The organism is Zoogloea ramigera (genome assembly GCF_006539865.1).
In the GTDB taxonomy this organism is placed as follows: Bacteria; Pseudomonadota; Gammaproteobacteria; order Burkholderiales; family Rhodocyclaceae; genus Zoogloea; species Zoogloea ramigera.
On the sequence record NZ_BJNV01000032.1, the window covers coordinates 16149 to 35341 of the forward strand.

Consider the following 19193-nt stretch of genomic DNA (forward strand, 5'->3'; position numbering starts at 1 on the left):
TGCACTCCACAGGCTGCGCCAGCGCGCTGCCCGTCGATCCGCGTCAAGACGTTCAGCTGGCCGTCGCCGCCACCCGGCCGGGCGCCGAGGCCCGACCAGGCATTCGGCTTGCCCGGGCCCGCGGCAAGCGCCGCAGCACGCGTCTGATGACACCCCGGCAGCACCGCCGGCTTGCATCTGACCCGACTAGCCGGCCACAGCAGCAAGCCCGTTGATCATCCCGGAAAAGGGAGAGGTGGAGCCTTGACGATACTCAACCCCAGCCGCCGGAACGCCTCAAGCTCCGCCTCCTTTTCCCGCCTGGCACTCGGCACCGGCCTGACCCTGGGTGCCAGCGCCGCCCTGGCCGATTACACCTGGAACTTCCCCAAGCCCGTCACCCCCATCGGCCGCGACACCCTGTCGATGCACAACCAGTTCATGGTGGTGATCACCGTGCTGTTCGTGGTGGTGTTCGCCATCATGCTGTATTCGATGATCCGCCACCGCAAGAGCGTGGGCGCCCAGCCGGCCGGCTTCAGCGGGCCAACCGGCGCGCTGCAGTGGTTCTGGGTACTGGTGCCCTTCGCGATCCTGCTCTTCATCGACTTCGTGCTGATGGGCATCCCGGCCTTCCACGCGGTGATCGAGATGGAAGACACCCGCACCAAGGCCGACATGGTGCTCAAGGTCACCGGCCTGCAGTGGAAATGGAAGTACGAATACCCCGACTCCGGCATCGGCTTCGTGAGCGCCCTGTCCACGCCCCGCGAGCAGATCGAGGGCCAGGCGGCCAAGGGCGAAAACTACCTGCTGGAGGTCGACAACGAAGTGGTGCTGCCGGTGGGCCGCAAGGTGCGCATCCTGCTCACCTCCACCGACGTGATCCACACCTGGTGGGTGCCCCAGTTCGGCGTGAAACGCGACGCGATCCCCGGCTTCCTGCGCGAAACCTGGGTCCGCATCGAGGAGCCCGGCGTCTATCGCGGCCAGTGCGCCGAGCTGTGCGGCAAGGACCACGGCTTCATGCCAGTGGTCGTGCGGGCGGTGCCCGAGCCCGAATACGCCGCCTGGGTCGCCGGCAAGAAGGCCGAGATGGCCGCCGCAGCGGCCGGCAGCGACAAGGCCTGGAGCAAGGACGAGCTGATGGCCGCCGGCAAGGCCGCCTACGAGAAAAACTGCGCCGCCTGCCACCAGCCCGAAGGCCAGGGCATCCCGCCGGCCTTCCCGGCCCTGGCGGGCAGCAAGATCGTCACCGGCCCGCTGCTCTCGCCTGAAGGCCGGCTGATCCCCGACAGCCACGTCGACCGCGTGCTCAACGGCAAGGCCGGCACCGCGATGCAGGCCTTCAAGGCGACGCTGTCCGATGCCGACCTGGCCGCCATCATCACCTACGAGCGCAACGCCTTCGGCAACAACAAGGGCGACATGATCCAGCCCGCCCAGATCAAGGCCCTGCGATGAGCCCCCACGCCGCAGCCGATTCCAGCCGGCGCCCCAGCCCGGCCGCCGCCCAGGCATTCCCCCAGAGGAGCCGCCGATGAACACCGCCACCCACACCCTCGACGGCCACGGCGGCCACGCCCATCAGCCGGGCGGCCTGCTGCGCTGGCTCACCACCACCAACCACAAGGACATCGGCACGATGTACCTCAGCTTCTCGCTGCTGATGTTCTTCGTCGGCGGCGCGATGATCCTGGCGGTGCGGGCCGAGCTCTTCCAGCCCGGGCTGCAGCTCATGAAGCCGGAGTTCTTCAACCAGCTGATCGGCGTGCACGCGCTGGTGATGATCTTCGCGGCGCTCATGCCGGCCGCCACCGGCTTCGCCAACTGGATGATCCCGCTGATGATAGGCGCCCCCGACATGGCCCTGCCGCGTCTCAACAACTGGGGTTTCTGGCTGCTGCCGCCGGCGGCGATCCTGCTCACGCTGCCTTTTGTGCTGGCCCTGTTCGGCATCGGCGACGGCGCGGTGGCCACCGGCTGGACGCTCTACGCGCCGCTGTCGGTGCAGGGCGGCATCGGTGTGGACTTTGCGATCTTCGCGATCCACATCCTCGGCATCAGCTCGATCATGGGCTCGATCAACATCATCGCCACCATCCTCAACATGCGTGCCCCGGGCATGACGCTGATGAAGATGCCGCTCTTCTGCTGGGGCTGGCTGGTGACCGCGGTGCTCTTGATCGTCACCCTGCCGGTGCTGGCCGGCGGGGTGACGATGCTGCTCACCGACCGCCACTTCGGCACCCACTTCTTCGACGCCGCCGGCGGTGGCGACCCGATCCTCTTCCAGCACCTGTTCTGGTTCTTCGGCCACCCCGAGGTGTACATCCTGCTGCTGCCGGTGTGGGGGTTGATGCCCCACGTGCTGTCCACCTTCAGCCGCAAGCCGGTGTATGGCCACACCGGCCAGGTGTGGTCCTTCGTCGCCATCGGCGTGCTCGGGCTGGTGGTGTGGGGCCACCACTTCATGACTGCCGGCCTGCCGGTGCCGGCGCTGCTGTATTTCATGTACAGCACCATGTCGATCTCGCTGCCGCTGGCGGTGCTGTTCTTCTGCTGGATCGCCACCATGTGGCGCGGCGCCATGAGCTTCGAGACGCCGATGCTGTTCGCGGTCGGCTTCATCGTGCTGTTCGGCATCGCCGGCCTCACCGGGCTGGTGCTGGCCGACGTGGCAGCCGACGCCCAGTATCACCACAGCTACTTCGTGGTCGCCCACTTCCATTACGCGCTGTTCGCCGGCGGCATCATGGGGGTGATGACCGGCGTTTACTACTGGCTGCCCAAATGGACGGGCCACATGTACAGCGAGCGGCTCGGCAAGCTGCACTTCTGGCTCACGGTGATCAGCTTCAACCTCACCTTCATGCCCCAGTTCTTCCTGGGCCTCGCCGGCATGCCGCGGCGCATCCCCGACTACGCGCTGCAGTTTGCCGAGTTCAACGCCATCTCCACCGTCGGTTCCTTCGTGCTGGGCCTCTCGCAGCTGCTGTTCGCCTACAACATCTGGCGCTGCATCAAGGGGGGCGAAAAAGCCAGCAACGGCGTGTGGGAAGGCACCCACGGCCTCGAATGGGAGCTCAGCTCGCCGCCGCCCCACCATTCGTGGGAAACCCAACCCGTCATCAAGGATTGATCCGGAGGATCGCCACCATGCATCTCACCGAAACCGATCTCGCCCAGCGCCGCAAGGCATCCACCCGCTTCGCCTGGGTGCTCGGCATCCTGGCGGTCGGGCTGTATGTGGTCGGCTTCTTCATCGAACGCTAGCTGCCATGCAGGGCGCCTCCCTACCCCCGCCCCGCCGGCATGGCCGGCTGGTGGCGCGGCTGATCGTGCTGGCGGGCTTCTTCTTTGCCTTCGGTTTTGCGCTGGTGCCGCTCTACGACACCTTCTGCGAAGCCGTCGGCTTCAACGGCAAGACGCTCAAGGACGCCCTCGCCGCCAAGGATGCCCCGCCCAGCGCCATCAATTACAGCCGCAAGCTGGGCGTGCAGTTCACCGCCACCCTGATGCCCGGGCTACCCTGGGAGATCCGCCCCCTCGAGCCCGCCATCGAGCTGCACCCGGGCGAGCTGCGCACCACCCGCTTCCTGGTGCGCAACCTCTCCGACCAGACCATCGTCGGCCAGGCCGTGCCCAGCGTCTCGCCCACCGTGGCGGCCCGCCACTTTCGCAAGCTCGACTGCTTCTGCTTCACCCAGCAGACCCTGGCGCCCGGCGAAAGCCGCGAGATGGCGCTGACCTTCATCATAGACGGCGACATCGGCGACGAGATCAGCGAACTCACGCTGGCCTACGCCTTCTTCCTGGCGCCGAAAGACCCTGCCTGAGGAGTCCGTCTTGAACAGCGCCCACGCCTCCGCCCCCCACACCGGGCACTACTACGTGCCCCAGCCCAGCCTCTACCCCTTCTTTCTGTCGGGGGGCATGTTCCTGCTGGCCCTGGGCTTCATCCTGCAGATGAACAAGTTCGCACCGGGGCCATGGGTGATGGCGGCCGGCGCCGGGGTGATCGGCTTCGTGCTGTACCGCTGGTTCGGCGCGGTGATCGCCGAAAACCAGCGCGGCGACTACACCGGCTGGGAGGACCAATCCTTCCGCCAGGGCATGGTGTGGTTCATCGGCTCGGAGGTGATGTTCTTCGCCGCCTTCTTTGCCGCCCTCTTTTACTGCCGCCACATCTCTGTGCCCGCGCTGGCCGGCATGGACCCGGCCTTCACGCTTTACAAGGACTTCACCGTTGCCTGGCCCAGCGCCGGCCCCAAGGGCGCCAGCTTCACGCCGATGGGCGCCTGGGGCATTCCGGCCATCAACACCGCGCTGCTGCTGAGCTCCGGCGTCACGCTCACCTGGGCCCACTGGGGGCTGATGAAAGGGCGGCGCGCCCAACTCAACCTGGGGCTCATCCTGACGGTGCTGCTGGGGGTCGTCTTCCTGGGTTTCCAGGCCTACGAATACCACCACGCCTACACCGAGCTCGGCCTCACGATGGGCGCCGGCGTGTATGGCGCCACCTTCTTCATGCTCACCGGCTTCCACGGTTTCCATGTAGCGCTGGGCACGATCATGCTGGCAGTGGTGGCAGGGCGCTGCCTGGCCGGGCATTTCGATGCAAAACGCCACTTCGCCTTCGAGGCGGTGGCCTGGTACTGGCACTTCGTGGACGTGGTGTGGCTGCTGCTCTTCGTGGTGGTTTACTGGCTGTAGCCCCCGAAACGCCAGGCCAGCAGCAGGCCCACGAACAGCACCAGCGACAAGGACACCCGCAGCGTCAGCGCCCGCAGCACCCGCTCGCCGTCGCCCTTGTCCCGATACAAAAAGAACAGCCCCGAAAAGAGACTGACCAACACCAGCACCAGCATGAGCACCACCGCCAACTTGAACAGCACCGCCCGCTCCCCGAACATGGTCGGCCGATTGTGCGCCCGCCTCCGGCACGCCACAAGCGGCCGGCGCTTCCGCCCCTCGCTGGCGGGCGCCGTGGTGGCGCTGGTGGTGGCCGGCGGCTGCATCGCGCTCGGCAACTGGCAGTACGCCAAGTTCGAACGCAAGGAGGCAGCCCAGGCCCAGCTCGACCGCCGCGCGGCCGACGCCCCGATCGCCCTCGGCGGCGCACCGGTGAGCGCCGAAACCCTGCGCGCCCGGCCGGTGGTGGCCCGCGGCCACTTCGAAGCCGGGCGGCAGTTTCTGGTGGATAACCGCATCCACCGCGAGCAGGCCGGCTACCACGTCGTCACACCGCTACGCATCGCAGGCAGCGAGATGCGGGTGCTGGTCAACCGCGGCTGGGTTCCGGCCCTCGCCCGCCACAGCGACGTGCCGGCCGTCGCCACACCCGCCGGCACAGTCGAACTCCACGGCGTCGCGGTGGTGCCCGGCAGCCGCTTCTTCACCCTTGGCAACGAGGCCGACAGCGGCTGGCAGCCGGTCTGGCAGAACCTCGACCTGGCCCGCTTCTCCCGCCTCGCCGGCTACCCAGTGCAGCCCGTGGTGCTGCAGCTGGCCGCCGACGCCCCCGCCGGCTTCGTGCGCGACTGGCCGCGGCCGGACGATCGCAAGGAGCGCCACCTCTCCTACGCGCTGCAGTGGTACGGCTTCGCCGCCTCGGCCGTGCTGATCTGGCTGGCGCTGGCCTGGAGGCGCCCCGCATGAGCCGCTACCGCCCGCTGCTGCTGGTGCTCGCGCTGCTCGTGCTGCCCTTCGCGGTGGGCGGTGGCCTGTATGCCTGGGGCTGGCGGCCGGCCGGCGGCGCCTACGGCGAGCTCCTTGACCCGCCGCGTGCCCTGCCGCCCCTCGCCGACGCCAGCGGCCAGCCCATCCCCCAGGCCGAGTTCGACGGCCACTGGAGCCTGGTCGTCGCCGGCAGTGGCCCCTGCGACGCCGCCTGCCGGCGGTGGGTGGTAGCCACCCGCCAGATCCACGTGGCCCTCTACAAGCAGATGCCCCGCGTGCAGCGCGCCTGGCTGTCCGACCAGCGCCCGCCCGACGACGCCCCGCTGCTGGCCCTCCAGCCCGACCTTCACACCGCCGTCGCCACCAGCGACGCCGCCCGCCGCGCCTTCGACCTCGGCCAGGCCGGGCACCGTGTGTATGTGCTCGACCCGGCCGGCCGGATCATCCTCCGCTACGCCCCCGACGCCGACCCGCGCGGCATCCTCAAAGACATGGAACGCCTGCTCCGCTACGCCTGGGCCGGCTGAGCCCGCAACAACGCCCGGAGACCCCGATGCCGACGACCCTCCGCCCCACCGCCCTGCGTGCGCCCCTGGGCCTGCGCCTGTCCGCCTTCGTCACCCAGTGCAAGCCGCGGGTGAACAGCCTGATCGTGTTCACCGCGGTGATCGGCATGTTCCTCGCCCAGCCCGGCTGGCCGCCCGCCGGCCTGATGCTGGCCGCCACCGTTGGCATCGCCCTGGTGGCCGGCGCAGCGGCGGCGATCAACTGTCTGGTCGAACGCACGATCGACGCCCGCATGGCCCGCACCCGCGCCCGCCCGCTGCCCCTGGGCCTGATCAGCCCCGCCGAGACCCTCGGCCTTGCCTGCCTCACCGGCGGCGCCGGGCTGTGGCTGCTGCACATGGCGGTCAATCCGCTCACCATGTGGCTCACGCTGGCCACCTTCCTGGGCTATGCCATCGTCTACACCGTCATCCTCAAGCCCGCCACGCCCATGAACATCGTCATCGGCGGCGCCTCGGGGGCGATGCCGCCGGTGCTCGGCTGGGCAGCGATGACCGACAGCATCGGCCTGCCGGCCCTGGCCCTGTTCCTCATCATCTTTTTATGGACGCCACCCCACTTCTGGGCGCTGGCCTGCTACCGGCGCGACGAATACGCCCGCGCCGGCCTGCCCATGCTGCCGGTGAGCCACGGCGTGCCACTCACCTGCCTGCACATCCTGCTCTACACCGTGCTGCTGGCCGCCGTGTCCTACCTGCCCGCCACGCTGGGCCTGTCGGGCGGCGTTTACGTCGGCCTGGTCAGCCTGCTCAACCTGGGCTACCTGCGCGAGGCCTGGCGGTTGTGGCGCGATTATTCCGACACCCGCGCCCGCCACGCCTTCCGCTACTCGCTGATCTACCTCACCGGCCTCTTCGCGGCCCTCTTCCTGGACCGGCTGGCATGATCCGCACCCATCGCCGCCTGACCGCGGCTGCCCTCGCCCTGGCGCTGGTCGTCGTCTCCCTGGGCGCCTGGGTGCGCCTGTCGGATGCCGGGCTCGGTTGCCCCGACTGGCCCGGCTGCTACGGCCACCTGGTCGGCGTGCCGGACCAGGCCCACGAGATCGCCGCCGCCCAGGCCGCCTTTCCGGGCAAGCCGGTGGAAGCCCCCAAGGCCTGGAAGGAGATGATCCACCGCTACGCCGCCGGCGCCCTCGGCCTGGTGATCGCCGCTCTCGCCGTGATGGCCTGGCGCCAGCGGGCCCACCGCAGCCCTTGGCTGGAGCTCGGCCTGCTGGCGGTGGTCAGCGCCCAGGCCCTGCTGGGCATGCTCACCGTCACCCGGCTGCTCAAACCCCTCATCGTCACCAGCCACCTGCTGGGCGGCATGACAACCCTGGCCCTGCTGGTGCTGCTATGGCGGCGGCAACGGCCGGCCGGACCGGCACCGGCCGTCTCCGCCCCGCTGCGCCTGCTGGCCGGGACGGCCCTGGCGACGGTGGTGGTGCAGATCGCCCTCGGCGGCTGGGTCAGCAGCAACTACGCTGCGGCGATCTGCGCCGACTTTCCCACCTGCCAGGGCAGCTGGTGGCCCACCATGGATGTCCACCACGCCTTCACCCTCGACCGTGAGCTCGGCGCCACCGCCAGCGGCGCCCTACTGCCCGCCGCCGCGCTAACCGCCATCCACTGGGCGCACCGCCTGTTCGCCTGTGTGGTGCTGGTGGTGGTCGGCAGCTTCGGTATCCAGCTGCTCGGCCAGCGCCGCCTGAGCGGCCATGGCCTGGTGGTGCTGGCAGCCCTGGCCGGGCAGATCAGCCTTGGCATCGCCAACGTACTGCTGCAGCTGCCCCTGCCGCTGGCGGTCGCCCACAACACGGGGGCTGCGCTCCTGCTGTGCGCGGTGCTGGCGGCCTGCGCCCGGGTCTTCCAATGCAGCGAAGCCCGCGGCCGGATTCCAGCGGCGGGCTTCCCAAGGCGCTTCGAGGCGGTGCGCTGAGGGGTGGAGCTGTGGGGCAGCCGCTCAGGCCTCCTTGACGAGGGTCTCCAGCTGCAGGCCGGGCACCCGTGGCACGCCGGCGCCGGCATCGTCAGGAAAGCCCTCGAGCCGCCCCGAACGCAGGTAACCACGCCGAAGGTAAAACGCGATCAGTTCGGTGCGCGACACCAGCACCGACATGCGGAACACCCGCGCGCCCAGCTCGTCCGCCGCGTAACGCTCGGCCGAGGCCAGCATCCGCTTGCCGAGCCCGCCGGCCTGCTCGGCCGGCTCGGTGGCGAGCATCCCGATGTAGGCTGCGCGCTCCAGGTGGATGGCCTCGACATGCACGCAGGCAACGATGCCGTCGCCCCGACACAGCACCAGCACCGCCGACCCCGGCCGCAGCAAAGCCCGCACCATCTCGCCCGAAGCCCGCGCGCCGGCCACCAGCTCCGCCTCGTGGGTCCAGCCGCGCAGCCCGCTGCCCGGGCGATAGGCGCGATTCACCAGGCCGGCGATCGCCTCCGCGTCGCCGCTGGTGGCCAGGCGCAGCGCGATCTCCATCGCGCCGCTCAGCCCGCCAGCGCGGCCAGCAGCTTGCCGTGGATGCCGCCGAAGCCGCCGTTGCTCATCACCAGGATGCGGTCGCCGTCGCGGGCTTCGGCGACGATGGCCGCCACCAGCGCGTCCAGGTCGTCCTCGACCACCGTTTTGGCGGCGATCGGCGCCAGCGCGCCGCGGGCGTCCCAGCCCAGGTTGGCGGCGTAGCAGAAGACCTTGTCGGCCTGGGTGAGGCTGGCAGCCAGCTGATCCTTCATCACGCCGAGCTTCATGGTGTTGGAGCGCGGCTCCAGCACCGCCAGGATGCGCGCCTCGCCCACCTGCCGGCGCAGGCCCTCGACGGTCAGGGTGATCGCGGTCGGGTGGTGGGCGAAGTCATCGAACACCGCCACGCCGCGCACCGTGCCGCGCAGCTCGAGCCGGCGCTTGACGCCCTCGAAGCGGGTCAGCGCGTCCAGCGCCACCTCGGGCGTCACCCCCACGTGGCGCGCCGCGGCGATGGCCGCCAGCGCGTTGGCCCGGTTGTGGCGGCCCGACAGGGGCAGACGGCGACGGCCGATTTCCCGGCCCTCGAAGCGCAGCACCACTTCATCTTCACTCGCCCCCTCGGCCACCGACCAGCCGGCCGCATCGTTGAACCACTCCAGCTCCGACCAGCAGCCGCGGCCAATCACCCGCTGCAGCGATTCCTCCTCGGCGTTGGCGACGATCCGCCCCGATTTCGGCACGATGCGTACCAGATGGTGGAATTGCGTCTCGATCGCCGGCAAATCGGCGAAGATATCGGCGTGATCGAACTCCAGGTTGTTGAGGATCGCGGTGCGCGGGCGGTAATGGACAAACTTGGAGCGCTTGTCGCAGAAGGCCGTGTCGTACTCGTCGGCCTCGATCACGAAGAACGGCGTCTCACCGAGCCGCGCCGACACGCCAAAGTTCTTGGGCACGCCGCCGACCAGAAAACCCGGCTTCAGGCCGGCATCTTCGAGGATCCAGGCCAGCAGCGAGGTGGTCGTCGTCTTGCCGTGGGTGCCCGCGACGGCCAGCACCCAACGCCCCTGCAGCACGTTCTCGGCTAGCCACTGGGGGCCCGACACATAAGGCAGACCCTGATCGAGGATCGCCTCGAGGAGCGGATTGCCGCGGGAGATCGCATTGCCGACGACAAACACGTCGGGCTTCAGCCCCAGCTGCTCAACCCCGTAACCCTCGACGAGACCGATGCCCTGCTCCTCGAGCTGGGTGCTCATGGGCGGATAGACATTGGCGTCGCAGCCCGTCACCTTGTGGCCGGCAGCCCGCGCCAGCAATGCCACGCCACCCATGAAGGTGCCGCAAATCCCGAGAATATGAATGTGCATGAGATCCCAAGCGCGGCGAAAACAGCGCCGCAACAGTCGTGTGTAGAATGGGCGCCATTCTAATCGAACGGGGAGCTCCGACCGCCCATGACGCGCCCTGCCGTTCCACACCGCAGCAACCTGCGCCGTGAGATCGCCGCCCTGGCGGCCCGCATGATCGCCGAAGATGGCATCTCCGATTACGGTTTTGCCAAGCGCAAGGCCGCCCGCCAGCTGGGCGCCGTGAACGCCGACGAACTCCCCAACAACGCCGAGATAGACGCCGAAGTCCGCACCTACCTGTCGGTTTTTCAGGACGAGGAACACCTCGAACGTCAGCAGTTCATGCGCGTTGCCGCGGCCGAGATCATGCGCGAACTTGAAGCCTTCCGCCCCTACCTCACCGGCGCCGTGCTCGAAGGCACCGCCGGGCGCTACGCCGAAGTAGAGATCGATCTGTTTCCCGAAAGCGCCAAGGAAGTCGAGATCTTCTTCCTCAACCACGCGGTCAACTACGAGCACCGGGAGCCGCGCCGCAATCAGCCCGACGCCCCCGAGGCGATCCTCGTCTTCGACTGGGGCGACGTGCCGGTCAAGCTGCGCATCTATTCGCCCGACGTCGAGCGCCTCACCCGCCGCGGCCCCCACGGCGCACGGCAGATGGAACGGGCCCGCCTCGCCACCGTGGAAACCCTCATCAAGCAGGGCCCCGCCGAAAGCATTGACATCCAGCCATGAAGAACAAGCTCCCCATCATCCTGGCGCTCGTCGCAGCCCTCGCCGCGGCCGCCGCCGGCATGTACACCGCCCGCCAGCAGGCAGCCACCGCCCCGAGCGCCGCCCCCGCCACCGCCACCCAGGCTCAGCACGCAGCGCTCAACACTCTGCTGGGCCTCGAGCTCGCCGACACGAGCGGCACCCGGCAGCCCCTGGCCCAATGGAAGGGCAAGATCCTGGTGCTCAACTTCTGGGCCACCTGGTGCCCCCCGTGCCGCAAGGAGATCCCGGCCTTTTCGGCCATGAGCGGCAAATACCGGGACAAAGGCGTGCAATTTGTCGGCATCAGCATCGACACGCCCACCAATGTGCGCGACTTCCAGCGCGAGCACCGGGTCGACTACCCCCTGCTGATCGCAGAGCCCTCCGTCGTGCAGCTCACCGAAAGCCTGGGCAATGCCGCCCAGGGGCTGCCATTTACCGTGATCGTCGACAAAACAGGCGTGATCAGCCGCGTAAAGGTGGGCATGCTGTCCGAAGACGATCTCGACACCACATTGGGCCGCCTGACTCGCCCGTGAGGCCCTGACAGGCGCCCTCGCGGTGGACAATTTGCGCCGAATTGCGGCAAACTTGCACACATGACGCGGAAAACTCGCACCCAGGAAGCCCGCACCGAGAGCCTGCCGCAGCGTCGCGTACTGGTTCTGCATGGGCCTAACCTCAACCTCCTCAGCAGCCGGGACCCCATCTCCGGCGAGCAGCTCACGCTCGCCGACGTCCACGGCGCCATGGAGAGCCGGGCCCGGGCCGACGGGGTGCTGCTCGAATCCTTCCAGAGCAACCACGAAGGCGAGCTCATCGACCGGGTTCAGGCCGCCGGCAGCGAGGGTGCCGACTTCATCATCATCAACCCGGCGGGCTACACCCACACCAGCGTCGCGCTGCGCGACGCCCTCTGCGAAGTCGGGATTCCCTTCGTCGAGGTGCATCTGGCCAACATCCACGCCCGCGAGCCCTTCCGCAAGCATTCCTATTTCTCCGACAAGGCTGTCGGAGTGATCTCCGGGCTGGGCGCCCAGGGCTATCAACTCGCCCTCGAGTTCGCCCTCGCCCGCCTCCGCGCCTCCGGCGCCTGACACAGACATCCGCGGCCCCTCGCCCGAGCGGCCGCCATACATATCAAGGGGAACACTATGGACCTTCGCAAACTCAAGAAACTGATCGACCTGGTTCAGGAATCCGGCATCTCCGAACTCGAAGTCACCGAAGGCGAAGAAAAGGTGCGCATCGCCAAACACTCCACCGGCCCGGCACCGATGAGCTACGCCCCCCAGGCCCCGGTCATGCACGCAGCCCCGGCCGCTGCTGCGCCGGCCGCCGTTGCCCCCGCCGCCAGCGAGCCCACCCTGCCCGACGGCCACGTGGTCAAGTCGCCGATGGTCGGCACCTTCTACCGGGCCAGCGCCCCGGGCGCCAAGCCCATCGTCGAAGTCGGCCAGACCGTCGCCGTGGGCGACATCCTGTGCATCATCGAAGCCATGAAGCTCATGAACGAGATCGAAGCCGATGCCGCCGGCACCATCAAGGCGATCCTGGTGGAAAACGGTGAGCCGCTCGAATACGGCGAGCCCCTCTTCATCATCGGCTGACCCATGGCCATGTTCGAGAAGATCCTCATCGCCAACCGCGGCGAAATCGCCCTGCGGGTGCTGCGCGCCTGCCGTGAGCTGGGCATCAAGACGGTCGCCGTGCACTCCGAGCCGGACGCCGAAGCCAAGTACGTGAAGCTGGCCGACGAATCCGTCTGCATCGGGCCGGCCTCCTCGACCCTGAGCTACCTCAACATCCCCGCGCTGATCTCCGCCGCCGAGGTCACCGACGCCGAGGCCATCCACCCGGGCTACGGCTTCCTGTCCGAGAACGCCGACTTCGCCGAGCGGGTCGAGCAGTCCGGCTTCGTGTTCATTGGCCCCCGCGCCGAGACCATCCGCCTGATGGGCGACAAGGTCTCCGCCAAGGACGCCATGAAGGCTGCCGGCGTGCCCTGCGTGCCGGGCTCCGAAGGCGCCCTGCCGGACGACCCGAAAGAGATCGTCAAGATCGCCCGCGCCATCGGCTACCCGGTGATCATCAAGGCGGCTGGCGGCGGCGGCGGGCGCGGCATGCGCGTGGTGCACACCGAGGCCGCGCTGCTCAACGCCGTCACCACCACCCGCTCCGAGGCCGGCGCCTTCTTCGGCAACCCCATGGTTTACATGGAGAAGTTCCTGGAAAACCCGCGCCACGTGGAAATCCAGATCCTCGCCGACCAGCACGGCAACGCCATCCACCTGGGCGAGCGCGACTGCTCCATGCAGCGCCGCCACCAGAAGGTCATCGAGGAAGCCCCCGCGCCCGGCATCGAGCGTCGCCACATCCTGCGCATCGGCGAACGCTGCGCCGAGGCCTGCCGCAAGATCGGCTACCGGGGCGCCGGCACCTTCGAGTTCCTCTACGAGAACGGCGAGTTCTACTTCATCGAGATGAACACCCGGGTCCAGGTCGAGCACCCGGTCACCGAGCTCATCACCGGCGTCGACATCGTCCAGGAACAGATCCGCGTCGCCGCCGGCCAGAAGCTGCGCTACCGGCAAAAAGACATCGAGTTCCGCGGCCACGCGGTTGAGTGCCGCATCAACGCCGAAGACCCGTTCAAGTTCACCCCCTGCCCGGGCAAGATCGGCAACTGGCATGTCCCCGGCGGCCCCGGCATCCGCGTCGACTCCCACGTGTACAACGGCTACACGGTGCCCCAGCACTACGACTCGATGATCGGCAAGCTGATCGCCTACGGTGACACCCGCGACCAGGCCATCCGCCGCATGCGCATCGCCCTGTCCGAGATGCTCGTCGAGGGCATCAAGACCAACATCCCGCTGCACCAGGAACTGATGCTTGACGCCCGCTTCGTCGAAGGTGGCACCAGCATCCATTACCTCGAGCACAAGCTGGCCGGGCGCAACGAGGTCAATAAAAACTGATGTGGATCTCCGTCATCCTGCAAGCTGACGCGACGCGCGCCGAAGCCCTCTCCGAAGCGCTGATGGAGCACGGCGCCCTGTCGGTCAGCATCGACGACGCCGACGCCGGCACCGACGCCGAAAAACCCCAGTTCGGCGAGCCGGGCATGCACCCGGCCAGCCTGTGGGACCACAGCCGCGTCGTCGCCCTCTTCGACACCGACATCGACCTGGCCCAGGCCCTAGCCACCGCCTCCGCCGCGGCCGGCCTGGCTGCCGTGCCGCCCTTCACCATCGAGGAAGTCGAGGAGCAGAACTGGGTGCAACTCACCCAGAGCCAGTTCGACCCGATCCGCATCACCGACCGGCTCTGGATCGTGCCCACCTGGCACACCGCCCCCGACGCCAGCGCGATCAACCTCGTCCTCGACCCCGGCATGGCCTTCGGCACCGGCTCCCACCCCACCACCCGGCTGTGCCTCGAATGGCTCACCGAGGTCGTCACGCCGGGCGTCTCGGTGCTCGACTACGGCTGCGGCTCCGGCATCCTGGCGATCGCCGCGGTGAAGCTCGGGGCGGGTGAGGTCACCGGCGTCGACATCGACGAGAAAGCCGTCTCCACCGCCGCCGACAACGCCGCCAACAACGGCGTCAGCCTGCACCTGCAGGTTTCGGCCAAGCCGCTCGACGGCACCTTCCAGCGGGTCGTGGCCAACATCCTGACCAACCCGCTCAAGATGCTCGCGCCGCTGCTCGCCGCCCGGGTCGCCCCCGGCGGCAAGCTCGCCCTCTCCGGCGTGCTCGAAGCCCAGGCCGCCGAGGTCATCGCCGCCTACGCACCCTACATTGCCCTGCGCGTCGGCGCGACCCACGAAGGCTGGGTCCGCCTCGAAGGCGAGCACCCGGCACCGGCCGTGCCATGATCCTGGCCCGCTGCCCCGCGTGCGCCACCACCTTCCGGGTGCGCCCGGAGCAGCTGCGCGCCCGCCAGGGGCGGGTGCGCTGCGGCCATTGCCAGCACGCCTTCAACGCCCTCGAAACCCTCGTCGACGAAGGCTCGGCCGACGAGGCTCTGGCGCTGGCCCACGCCGAGCCACCCCCCGCCAAGAGCCCGGCGGCGCCACTCTTCGTTCTCGAAGAGAAGACCGAGACCGAGCCCTTCCCGCCCATCGAGCCCTCCCCCGACGAAGCGCCTGCAGAAACCGTCCAGGACGCCCGCCCGGAGCCTGAGGCGCCCCTCGAGTCCCCGGACTTCGTGTTCGACGAGGCCCCTCCTGCGGCCCCCGGCCCCGACGAAGCCATGGAGCCGGGCTCTGCAGACTTCGAACTCCCGCCCCCGGACGAGGCCCTCCCATCCGACGCCGAACGCATCGAGCCCCACGGCGAGGTCGAACTCGCCGCCGAGTGGCCGGCCGTCGAGATCGAGGTCGGCGAACTCCCGCCGCCCGACGAGCCCGCCGAAACGCAAGCGGCAAGGCCCTCCGACGACGCGCCCGAGGGCGAACTCGCGATCGAGCTCCCGCCAGCCACCGATCCCGAAGCCGACACCGAGTCCGACACCGCCTCGCTCCACATCGAAGCCGGCCCGCCGTTTGCGCCGCCGTTCCGGCCCGAGTGGCCCGACGCCTCCGAACTCGAGCTCAAGGCCGAGCCAACCGCGGCCCCCCTCGACTTCGACTCCCTGCTGCATCGCCAGGACAGCGGTGACACCGGCAGCGCCCCGACACCGGAAGCCATCGACACGGCCCCGTTCGCAGCGCCGCTCACCGCCCCGCCCCCCCGCAAGGACGAAGACGAAAGCCCCGACGCCTGGCCAAGCCAGGCCGCGATCGACGACAACGAAACCGAAGCCGAAGCCACCGAAGAAAAGCCCTCAGGCATGCTGCGCCAGGCGGCATGGGCTGCCGGCGCCACGCTGCTGGCCCTCGCGCTGCTGGCCCAGGGCGTACTGGTCTTCCGCAACCAGATCGTCCAGTCCTCGCCCCACATGCGGCCCCTCATGGAGAACCTGTGCGCCGGCATCGGCTGCGACCTGCCACTGCCCCGTGACGCCACGCTGATCGCCATCGAAAGCTCCGACATCCAGCCCGATGCGAGCCGCGAAGCCTTCTTCACGCTCCACGTCACCCTGCGCAACCGCGCAGAGTTCGCCCAGGCCCACCCCCACCTCGAAGTCACCCTCACCGACGCCCGCGACAAGGCCCTCGTCCGGCGCGTGCTGGAGCCCGCCCAGTGGCTGCCCGCCGACGCCCCCAAAGACGCCTTCCCGGCCCACCGGGAGATCGCCGCCCAGGTCGCCTTCGAGGCGCCGATGGTGGCTGCCGCCGGATACCGTGTGTGGGTCTTCTATCCCTGACCCCTTCCAGAACGCCACGCCAATGTCCACGCTCATCTGCGGCTCCATCGCCTTCGATTCGATCATGGTGTTCCATGACCGCTTCCGCAATCACATCCTGCCCGAGCAGCTCCACATCCTGAACGTCTCGTTCTTCGTGCCCGAGATGCGGCGCGAGTTCGGCGGCTGCGCCGGCAACATCGCCTACAGCCTCAAGCTGCTGGGCGGCGCGCCGCTGATCATGGCCACCGTCGGCGACGACGCGGCGCCCTACCTCGAGCGCCTCGACCGCCTCGGCCTGCCCCGCAGCCACGTCACCACCGTGCCGGGCAGCTTCACCGCCCAGGCCTTCATCACCACCGACCTCGACGACAACCAGATCACCGCCTTCCACCCGGGCGCGATGATGATGTCCCACCTCAACAAGGTGGGCGACGCCAGCGGCGTGCGCCTAGGCATCGTGTCGCCCGACGGCCGCGACGGCATGCTCGAGCACACCCGCCAGTTCGCCGAGGCCGGCATCCCCTTCATCTTCGACCCGGGCCAGGGCCTGCCGATGTTCAACGGCGACGAACTGCTGGCCTGCCTGCAACTGGCCGACTACTGTACGGTCAACGACTACGAAGCCCGCCTGCTGTGCGACCGCACGGGGCGCAGCATCGAATCCCTGGCCACCGAGGTGAAGGCGCTGATCGTCACCCGCGGCGGCGAGGGCTCCGAGATCCACACCGGCGGCCGCCGCATCGACATCCCGACGGCCAGCCCCACCGCGGTCCAGGACCCGACCGGCTGCGGCGATGCCTACCGGGCGGGTCTGCTGTACGGTATCGACAACGGAATGGACTGGGACCAGACTGGCCGCCTCGCCTCCCTGATGGGCGCCATCAAGATCGCCAGCCGCGGCGGGCAGAACCACACCCCCAGCCGTGACGACATCGCCGAGGCCTATCGCGCAGCCTTCGGCGCCACACTTTGGTGAAAGGAAAAACCATGCGAATCCTCAATCTGACCATCGCCCTGCTTGCCACCGTCACCCTCGCCGGCTGCGCCAGCGGCCTCGGCGGCGGCGACTACCAGCGCGCCGAGGCCCGCCGGGTGATCAGCGTACGGATGGGCGTCGTCGAGAGCGTGCGCCCGGTCAAGCTCGAAGGCACCAAGTCGCCGGTGGGCAGCCTGGGCGGCGCGGCGATCGGCGGCATCGCCGGCAGCACCGTCGGCCAGGGCAAGGGCGCAGCCATCGCCGCCGTCATCGGCGCGGTGGCGGGCGGCCTGGCCGGTGCGGCCGCCGAAGAGGGCGTCACCCGCAAGCAGGGCGTCGAGGTCACCCTCAAGATGGACAACGGCGAGCTGCTGGCGGTCACCCAGGAAGACGGCGGTGAGAACTTCCAGCCGGGCGAGCGCGTCCGCCTGCTGCAGGACGGCGGCACCACCCGCGTCACCCGCTGAAGCCGGTCTGCCTGAGCAAGACAAAGGGGGCTGCGGCCCCCTTTGTTACGTTCATATGCCGGTAACGCCGCCTTCAAGGCCGTGCAATGCAGCATTCCCACAATGCGCGAAAACCCCACGAGGATTCTCGCCATGCTGCAAAAGCAACAACAAAGCGCCCAGCGCCCCGGCCGCAACCTGCACGTCGGCCTCGCCACCAGCCAGACCGAAGTGCTGGAAGCCCAGAAGCTGCGCTACCGGGTCTTCGCCGACGAGATGGGCGCCCGCCTGACCACGCGCAGCCCGGGGGTTGACCGCGACCTCTACGACGCCTTCTGCGAACACCTCATCGTGCGCGACGAAGACGCCGGGCGCATCGTCGGCACCTACCGCATCCTCTCGCCGAGCGCCGCCCGCGAAGTGGGCAACTACTACTCCGAGACCGAGTTCGACATCACCCGCCTGCGCCACCTGAAGAGCCGCATGGTGGAGATCGGCCGCTCCTGCATCGACGCCGATTACCGCTCCGGCGCGGTGATCACCCTGCTGTGGTCCGGCCTCGCCCGCTACATGCTCGAGAACAAGTACGACTACCTGATCGGCTGCGCTTCGGTGAGCATGGCCGACGGCGGGCACACCGCGGCCAGTCTGTATAATCGGCTCAAGGACGAGCATCTGTGCCCGCTCGAGTACCGGGTCTTCCCGCGCACGCCGCTGCCCCTGCAGGCCCTGCGCCAGGACATCGAGGCCGACACGCCGCCGCTCATCAAGGGCTACCTGCGGGCCGGCGCCTGGATCTGCGGCGAGCCGGCCTGGGACCCCGACTTCAACACGGCCGACCTGCCGGTGCTGCTGCCGGTTTCCCGGCTCGATGCCCGCTACGCCAAACATTTCATGGGACGCAAGGACTGAAACCCGCCAGCCCCACCCCAACCGCCGTCCGCCTGCTCCGCTACGCCCGCCTCGCCGCACATCTGCTGCGCGGCACGGCGATCGCGGCCATTGGCTTTCCGTTCCTCCGCCCCGCACGGCAGATCCGCCTCAGGCAGCGCTGGTCGGCCCACCTGCTGAAGATCCTCGGCATCCGCCTCGAGAAGGACGAGCCCTTCGTCGCCCCCGGCAGCCTGCTGGTCGCCAACCATGTGTCGTGGCTGGACATCTTCGTGATCAACGCCGCCTATCCGGCCGCCTTCATCTCGAAGGCCGAGGTGCGCGAGTGGCCGCTGATCGGCTGGCTGGCCGCCAAAAACGAGACGGTCTTCCTGCGCCGCGGCAGCCGCGGCCATGCGCGCATCGTGAACGCTGAGATCGCCAGCCTCCTGGGCCGCGGGCGCCAGGTGGCCTTGTTTCCGGAGGGCACCACCACCGACGGCAGCCAGGTGCACCCCTTCCATGCGGCGCTGCTGCAGCCGGCCATCGAGGCCGGCGCGCCGATCCAGCCCCTCGCCCTGTGCTATCGCCTGCCGGACGGCCGTTTCACTCGCGCCCCGGCCTACGACGGCGACGTGAGCCTGCTGGATTGCCTGAAAGCCATCGTGGCCGAGAGGGAGATCGTTGCACGCATCCACGTGCTGCCCCAGCTGGCGACCACGGAACTGCCCGACCGCAAGCGCCTGTCCCAGCGCGCCCGCGACGCGATCGTCGAGCGGATCGCCAACTGTTGAGCGCCCCCGGGCGCCCGGCTTT

Annotated in this window: 22 protein-coding genes; 19 read left to right on the plus strand and 3 right to left on the minus strand. The window is 69.0% G+C overall.

Annotated elements, in window-relative coordinates; genetic code table 11:
- The first annotated feature begins 243 nt into the window (after nucleotides 1-243).
- From coxB to ZRA01_RS10450, 4 genes are all read left to right on the plus strand, one after another.
- Nucleotides 244-1443 carry a cytochrome c oxidase subunit II gene (gene coxB / locus ZRA01_RS10435; protein ID WP_246093631.1) on the plus strand — a complete coding sequence of 400 codons (1200 nt, stop codon included), beginning with the start codon at nucleotides 244-246 and terminating at the stop codon, nucleotides 1441-1443.
- Nucleotides 1444-1519: 76 nt separating this feature from the next.
- Nucleotides 1520-3121, plus strand: a complete 1602-nt coding sequence (ctaD, locus tag ZRA01_RS10440; protein ID WP_141351889.1) for a cytochrome c oxidase subunit I — start codon at nucleotides 1520-1522, stop codon at nucleotides 3119-3121.
- A gap of 139 nt (nucleotides 3122-3260) precedes the next feature.
- Nucleotides 3261-3818, plus strand: coding sequence for a cytochrome c oxidase assembly protein (locus tag ZRA01_RS10445; protein ID WP_141351891.1), 558 nt, complete (start codon nucleotides 3261-3263; stop codon nucleotides 3816-3818).
- 10 nt (nucleotides 3819-3828) lie between these two features.
- Nucleotides 3829-4695: a cytochrome c oxidase subunit 3 gene (locus ZRA01_RS10450; RefSeq protein ID WP_141351893.1), complete on the plus strand. Its 867-nt coding sequence runs from the start codon at nucleotides 3829-3831 to the stop codon at nucleotides 4693-4695.
- Here the strand turns inward: ZRA01_RS10450 and ZRA01_RS10455 are convergent.
- A complete protein-coding gene (locus ZRA01_RS10455) occupies nucleotides 4683-4877 on the minus strand; it encodes a twin transmembrane helix small protein (protein WP_170182941.1) in 195 nt (64 codons plus the stop codon). The two genes, ZRA01_RS10450 and ZRA01_RS10455, sit on opposite strands and share 13 nt — an antisense overlap.
- Between ZRA01_RS10455 and ZRA01_RS10460 the strand changes: the two genes are divergently transcribed.
- From ZRA01_RS10460 to ZRA01_RS10475, 4 genes are read left to right on the plus strand one after another with little or no spacing between them, the layout of a single operon-like run.
- Entirely contained in the window at nucleotides 4849-5640 is a 792-nt protein-coding gene (locus tag ZRA01_RS10460; protein ID WP_246093632.1) for an SURF1 family protein, read from the plus strand. The genes ZRA01_RS10455 and ZRA01_RS10460 overlap by 29 nt on opposite strands.
- A complete protein-coding gene (locus tag ZRA01_RS10465; protein WP_141351898.1) occupies nucleotides 5637-6188 on the plus strand; it encodes an SCO family protein in 552 nt (183 codons plus the stop codon). The genes ZRA01_RS10460 and ZRA01_RS10465 overlap by 4 nt, the downstream gene beginning before the upstream one ends.
- A gap of 26 nt (nucleotides 6189-6214) precedes the next feature.
- Entirely contained in the window at nucleotides 6215-7114 is a 900-nt protein-coding gene (gene cyoE / locus ZRA01_RS10470; protein WP_141351900.1) for a heme o synthase, read from the plus strand.
- Entirely contained in the window at nucleotides 7111-8148 is a 1038-nt protein-coding gene (locus ZRA01_RS10475) for a COX15/CtaA family protein (protein ID WP_141351902.1), read from the plus strand. Before cyoE ends, ZRA01_RS10475 begins: the two co-directional genes overlap by 4 nt.
- Nucleotides 8149-8172: 24 nt before the next feature.
- Here ZRA01_RS10475 and ZRA01_RS10480 read toward each other — a convergent pair whose 3' ends face one another.
- Nucleotides 8173-8694 (minus strand): GNAT family N-acetyltransferase, encoded by a 522-nt coding sequence (locus tag ZRA01_RS10480; RefSeq protein ID WP_141351905.1) that lies wholly within the window; start codon nucleotides 8692-8694, stop codon nucleotides 8173-8175.
- A gap of 8 nt (nucleotides 8695-8702) precedes the next feature.
- Nucleotides 8703-10049, minus strand: a complete 1347-nt coding sequence (mpl, locus tag ZRA01_RS10485) for a UDP-N-acetylmuramate:L-alanyl-gamma-D-glutamyl-meso-diaminopimelate ligase (protein WP_141351907.1) — start codon at nucleotides 10047-10049, stop codon at nucleotides 8703-8705.
- Between the two features lie 87 nt (nucleotides 10050-10136).
- Here mpl and ZRA01_RS10490 point away from each other — a divergent pair, with 87 nt between their 5' ends.
- The 11 genes from ZRA01_RS10490 (at nucleotide 10137) to ZRA01_RS10540 (ending at nucleotide 19171) form a co-directional block, all read left to right on the plus strand.
- A complete protein-coding gene (locus tag ZRA01_RS10490; RefSeq protein ID WP_141351909.1) occupies nucleotides 10137-10766 on the plus strand; it encodes a hypothetical protein in 630 nt (209 codons plus the stop codon).
- Nucleotides 10763-11326: a TlpA family protein disulfide reductase gene (locus ZRA01_RS10495; protein ID WP_141351911.1), complete on the plus strand. Its 564-nt coding sequence runs from the start codon at nucleotides 10763-10765 to the stop codon at nucleotides 11324-11326. The genes ZRA01_RS10490 and ZRA01_RS10495 overlap by 4 nt, the downstream gene beginning before the upstream one ends.
- A 60-nt stretch (nucleotides 11327-11386) precedes the next feature.
- Nucleotides 11387-11884 (plus strand): type II 3-dehydroquinate dehydratase, encoded by a 498-nt coding sequence (gene aroQ, locus ZRA01_RS10500; protein WP_141351913.1) that lies wholly within the window; start codon nucleotides 11387-11389, stop codon nucleotides 11882-11884.
- A 57-nt stretch (nucleotides 11885-11941) separates the two neighbouring features.
- Nucleotides 11942-12397 carry an acetyl-CoA carboxylase biotin carboxyl carrier protein gene (gene accB, locus ZRA01_RS10505; RefSeq protein ID WP_141351915.1) on the plus strand — a complete coding sequence of 152 codons (456 nt, stop codon included), beginning with the start codon at nucleotides 11942-11944 and terminating at the stop codon, nucleotides 12395-12397.
- 9 nt (nucleotides 12398-12406) lie between these two features.
- Nucleotides 12407-13768, plus strand: coding sequence for an acetyl-CoA carboxylase biotin carboxylase subunit (gene accC / locus ZRA01_RS10510; RefSeq protein WP_141351947.1), 1362 nt, complete (start codon nucleotides 12407-12409; stop codon nucleotides 13766-13768).
- Nucleotides 13768-14670, plus strand: a complete 903-nt coding sequence (gene prmA, locus ZRA01_RS10515) for a 50S ribosomal protein L11 methyltransferase (RefSeq protein ID WP_141351917.1) — start codon at nucleotides 13768-13770, stop codon at nucleotides 14668-14670. The genes accC and prmA overlap by 1 nt, the downstream gene beginning before the upstream one ends.
- Nucleotides 14667-16103 carry a DUF3426 domain-containing protein gene (locus ZRA01_RS10520; protein WP_141351918.1) on the plus strand — a complete coding sequence of 479 codons (1437 nt, stop codon included), beginning with the start codon at nucleotides 14667-14669 and terminating at the stop codon, nucleotides 16101-16103. The genes prmA and ZRA01_RS10520 overlap by 4 nt, the downstream gene beginning before the upstream one ends.
- A 22-nt stretch (nucleotides 16104-16125) precedes the next feature.
- A complete protein-coding gene (locus ZRA01_RS10525) occupies nucleotides 16126-17061 on the plus strand; it encodes a carbohydrate kinase family protein (RefSeq protein WP_141351920.1) in 936 nt (311 codons plus the stop codon).
- Nucleotides 17062-17072: 11 nt separating this feature from the next.
- A complete protein-coding gene (locus ZRA01_RS10530; protein WP_141351921.1) occupies nucleotides 17073-17528 on the plus strand; it encodes an outer membrane lipoprotein in 456 nt (151 codons plus the stop codon).
- Nucleotides 17529-17660: 132 nt separating this feature from the next.
- Nucleotides 17661-18419 (plus strand): GNAT family N-acetyltransferase, encoded by a 759-nt coding sequence (locus tag ZRA01_RS10535; protein WP_141351923.1) that lies wholly within the window; start codon nucleotides 17661-17663, stop codon nucleotides 18417-18419.
- Between the two features lie 170 nt (nucleotides 18420-18589).
- Complete coding sequence (locus ZRA01_RS10540) at nucleotides 18590-19171, plus strand: lysophospholipid acyltransferase family protein (RefSeq protein WP_371859297.1); 582 nt, start codon at nucleotides 18590-18592, stop codon at nucleotides 19169-19171.
- Nucleotides 19172-19193: the final 22 nt, after the last annotated feature.

What these genes read in the sequence shown, in the direction of transcription:
- ZRA01_RS10480 (WP_141351905.1), bottom strand. Translation starts at nt 8,694, where the DNA reads ATGGAGATCGCGCTGCGCCTGGCCACCAGCGGCGACGCGGAGGCGATC.
- ZRA01_RS10495 (WP_141351911.1), top strand. Translation starts at nt 10,763, where the DNA reads ATGAAGAACAAGCTCCCCATCATCCTGGCGCTCGTCGCAGCCCTCGCC.
- aroQ (WP_141351913.1), top strand. Translation starts at nt 11,387, where the DNA reads ATGACGCGGAAAACTCGCACCCAGGAAGCCCGCACCGAGAGCCTGCCG.
- ZRA01_RS10520 (WP_141351918.1), top strand. Translation starts at nt 14,667, where the DNA reads ATGATCCTGGCCCGCTGCCCCGCGTGCGCCACCACCTTCCGGGTGCGC.
- ZRA01_RS10525 (WP_141351920.1), top strand. Translation starts at nt 16,126, where the DNA reads ATGTCCACGCTCATCTGCGGCTCCATCGCCTTCGATTCGATCATGGTG.
- prmA (WP_141351917.1), top strand. Translation starts at nt 13,768, where the DNA reads ATGTGGATCTCCGTCATCCTGCAAGCTGACGCGACGCGCGCCGAAGCC.
- ZRA01_RS10475 (WP_141351902.1), top strand. Translation starts at nt 7,111, where the DNA reads ATGATCCGCACCCATCGCCGCCTGACCGCGGCTGCCCTCGCCCTGGCG.
- accB (WP_141351915.1), top strand. Translation starts at nt 11,942, where the DNA reads ATGGACCTTCGCAAACTCAAGAAACTGATCGACCTGGTTCAGGAATCC.
- ZRA01_RS10490 (WP_141351909.1), top strand. Translation starts at nt 10,137, where the DNA reads ATGACGCGCCCTGCCGTTCCACACCGCAGCAACCTGCGCCGTGAGATC.
- cyoE (WP_141351900.1), top strand. Translation starts at nt 6,215, where the DNA reads ATGCCGACGACCCTCCGCCCCACCGCCCTGCGTGCGCCCCTGGGCCTG.
- ZRA01_RS10535 (WP_141351923.1), top strand. Translation starts at nt 17,661, where the DNA reads ATGCTGCAAAAGCAACAACAAAGCGCCCAGCGCCCCGGCCGCAACCTG.
- accC (WP_141351947.1), top strand. Translation starts at nt 12,407, where the DNA reads ATGTTCGAGAAGATCCTCATCGCCAACCGCGGCGAAATCGCCCTGCGG.
- ZRA01_RS10530 (WP_141351921.1), top strand. Translation starts at nt 17,073, where the DNA reads ATGCGAATCCTCAATCTGACCATCGCCCTGCTTGCCACCGTCACCCTC.
- ZRA01_RS10460 (WP_246093632.1), top strand. Translation starts at nt 4,849, where the DNA reads ATGAGCACCACCGCCAACTTGAACAGCACCGCCCGCTCCCCGAACATG.
- ctaD (WP_141351889.1), top strand. Translation starts at nt 1,520, where the DNA reads ATGAACACCGCCACCCACACCCTCGACGGCCACGGCGGCCACGCCCAT.
- ZRA01_RS10445 (WP_141351891.1), top strand. Translation starts at nt 3,261, where the DNA reads ATGCAGGGCGCCTCCCTACCCCCGCCCCGCCGGCATGGCCGGCTGGTG.
- mpl (WP_141351907.1), bottom strand. Translation starts at nt 10,049, where the DNA reads ATGCACATTCATATTCTCGGGATTTGCGGCACCTTCATGGGTGGCGTG.
- ZRA01_RS10465 (WP_141351898.1), top strand. Translation starts at nt 5,637, where the DNA reads ATGAGCCGCTACCGCCCGCTGCTGCTGGTGCTCGCGCTGCTCGTGCTG.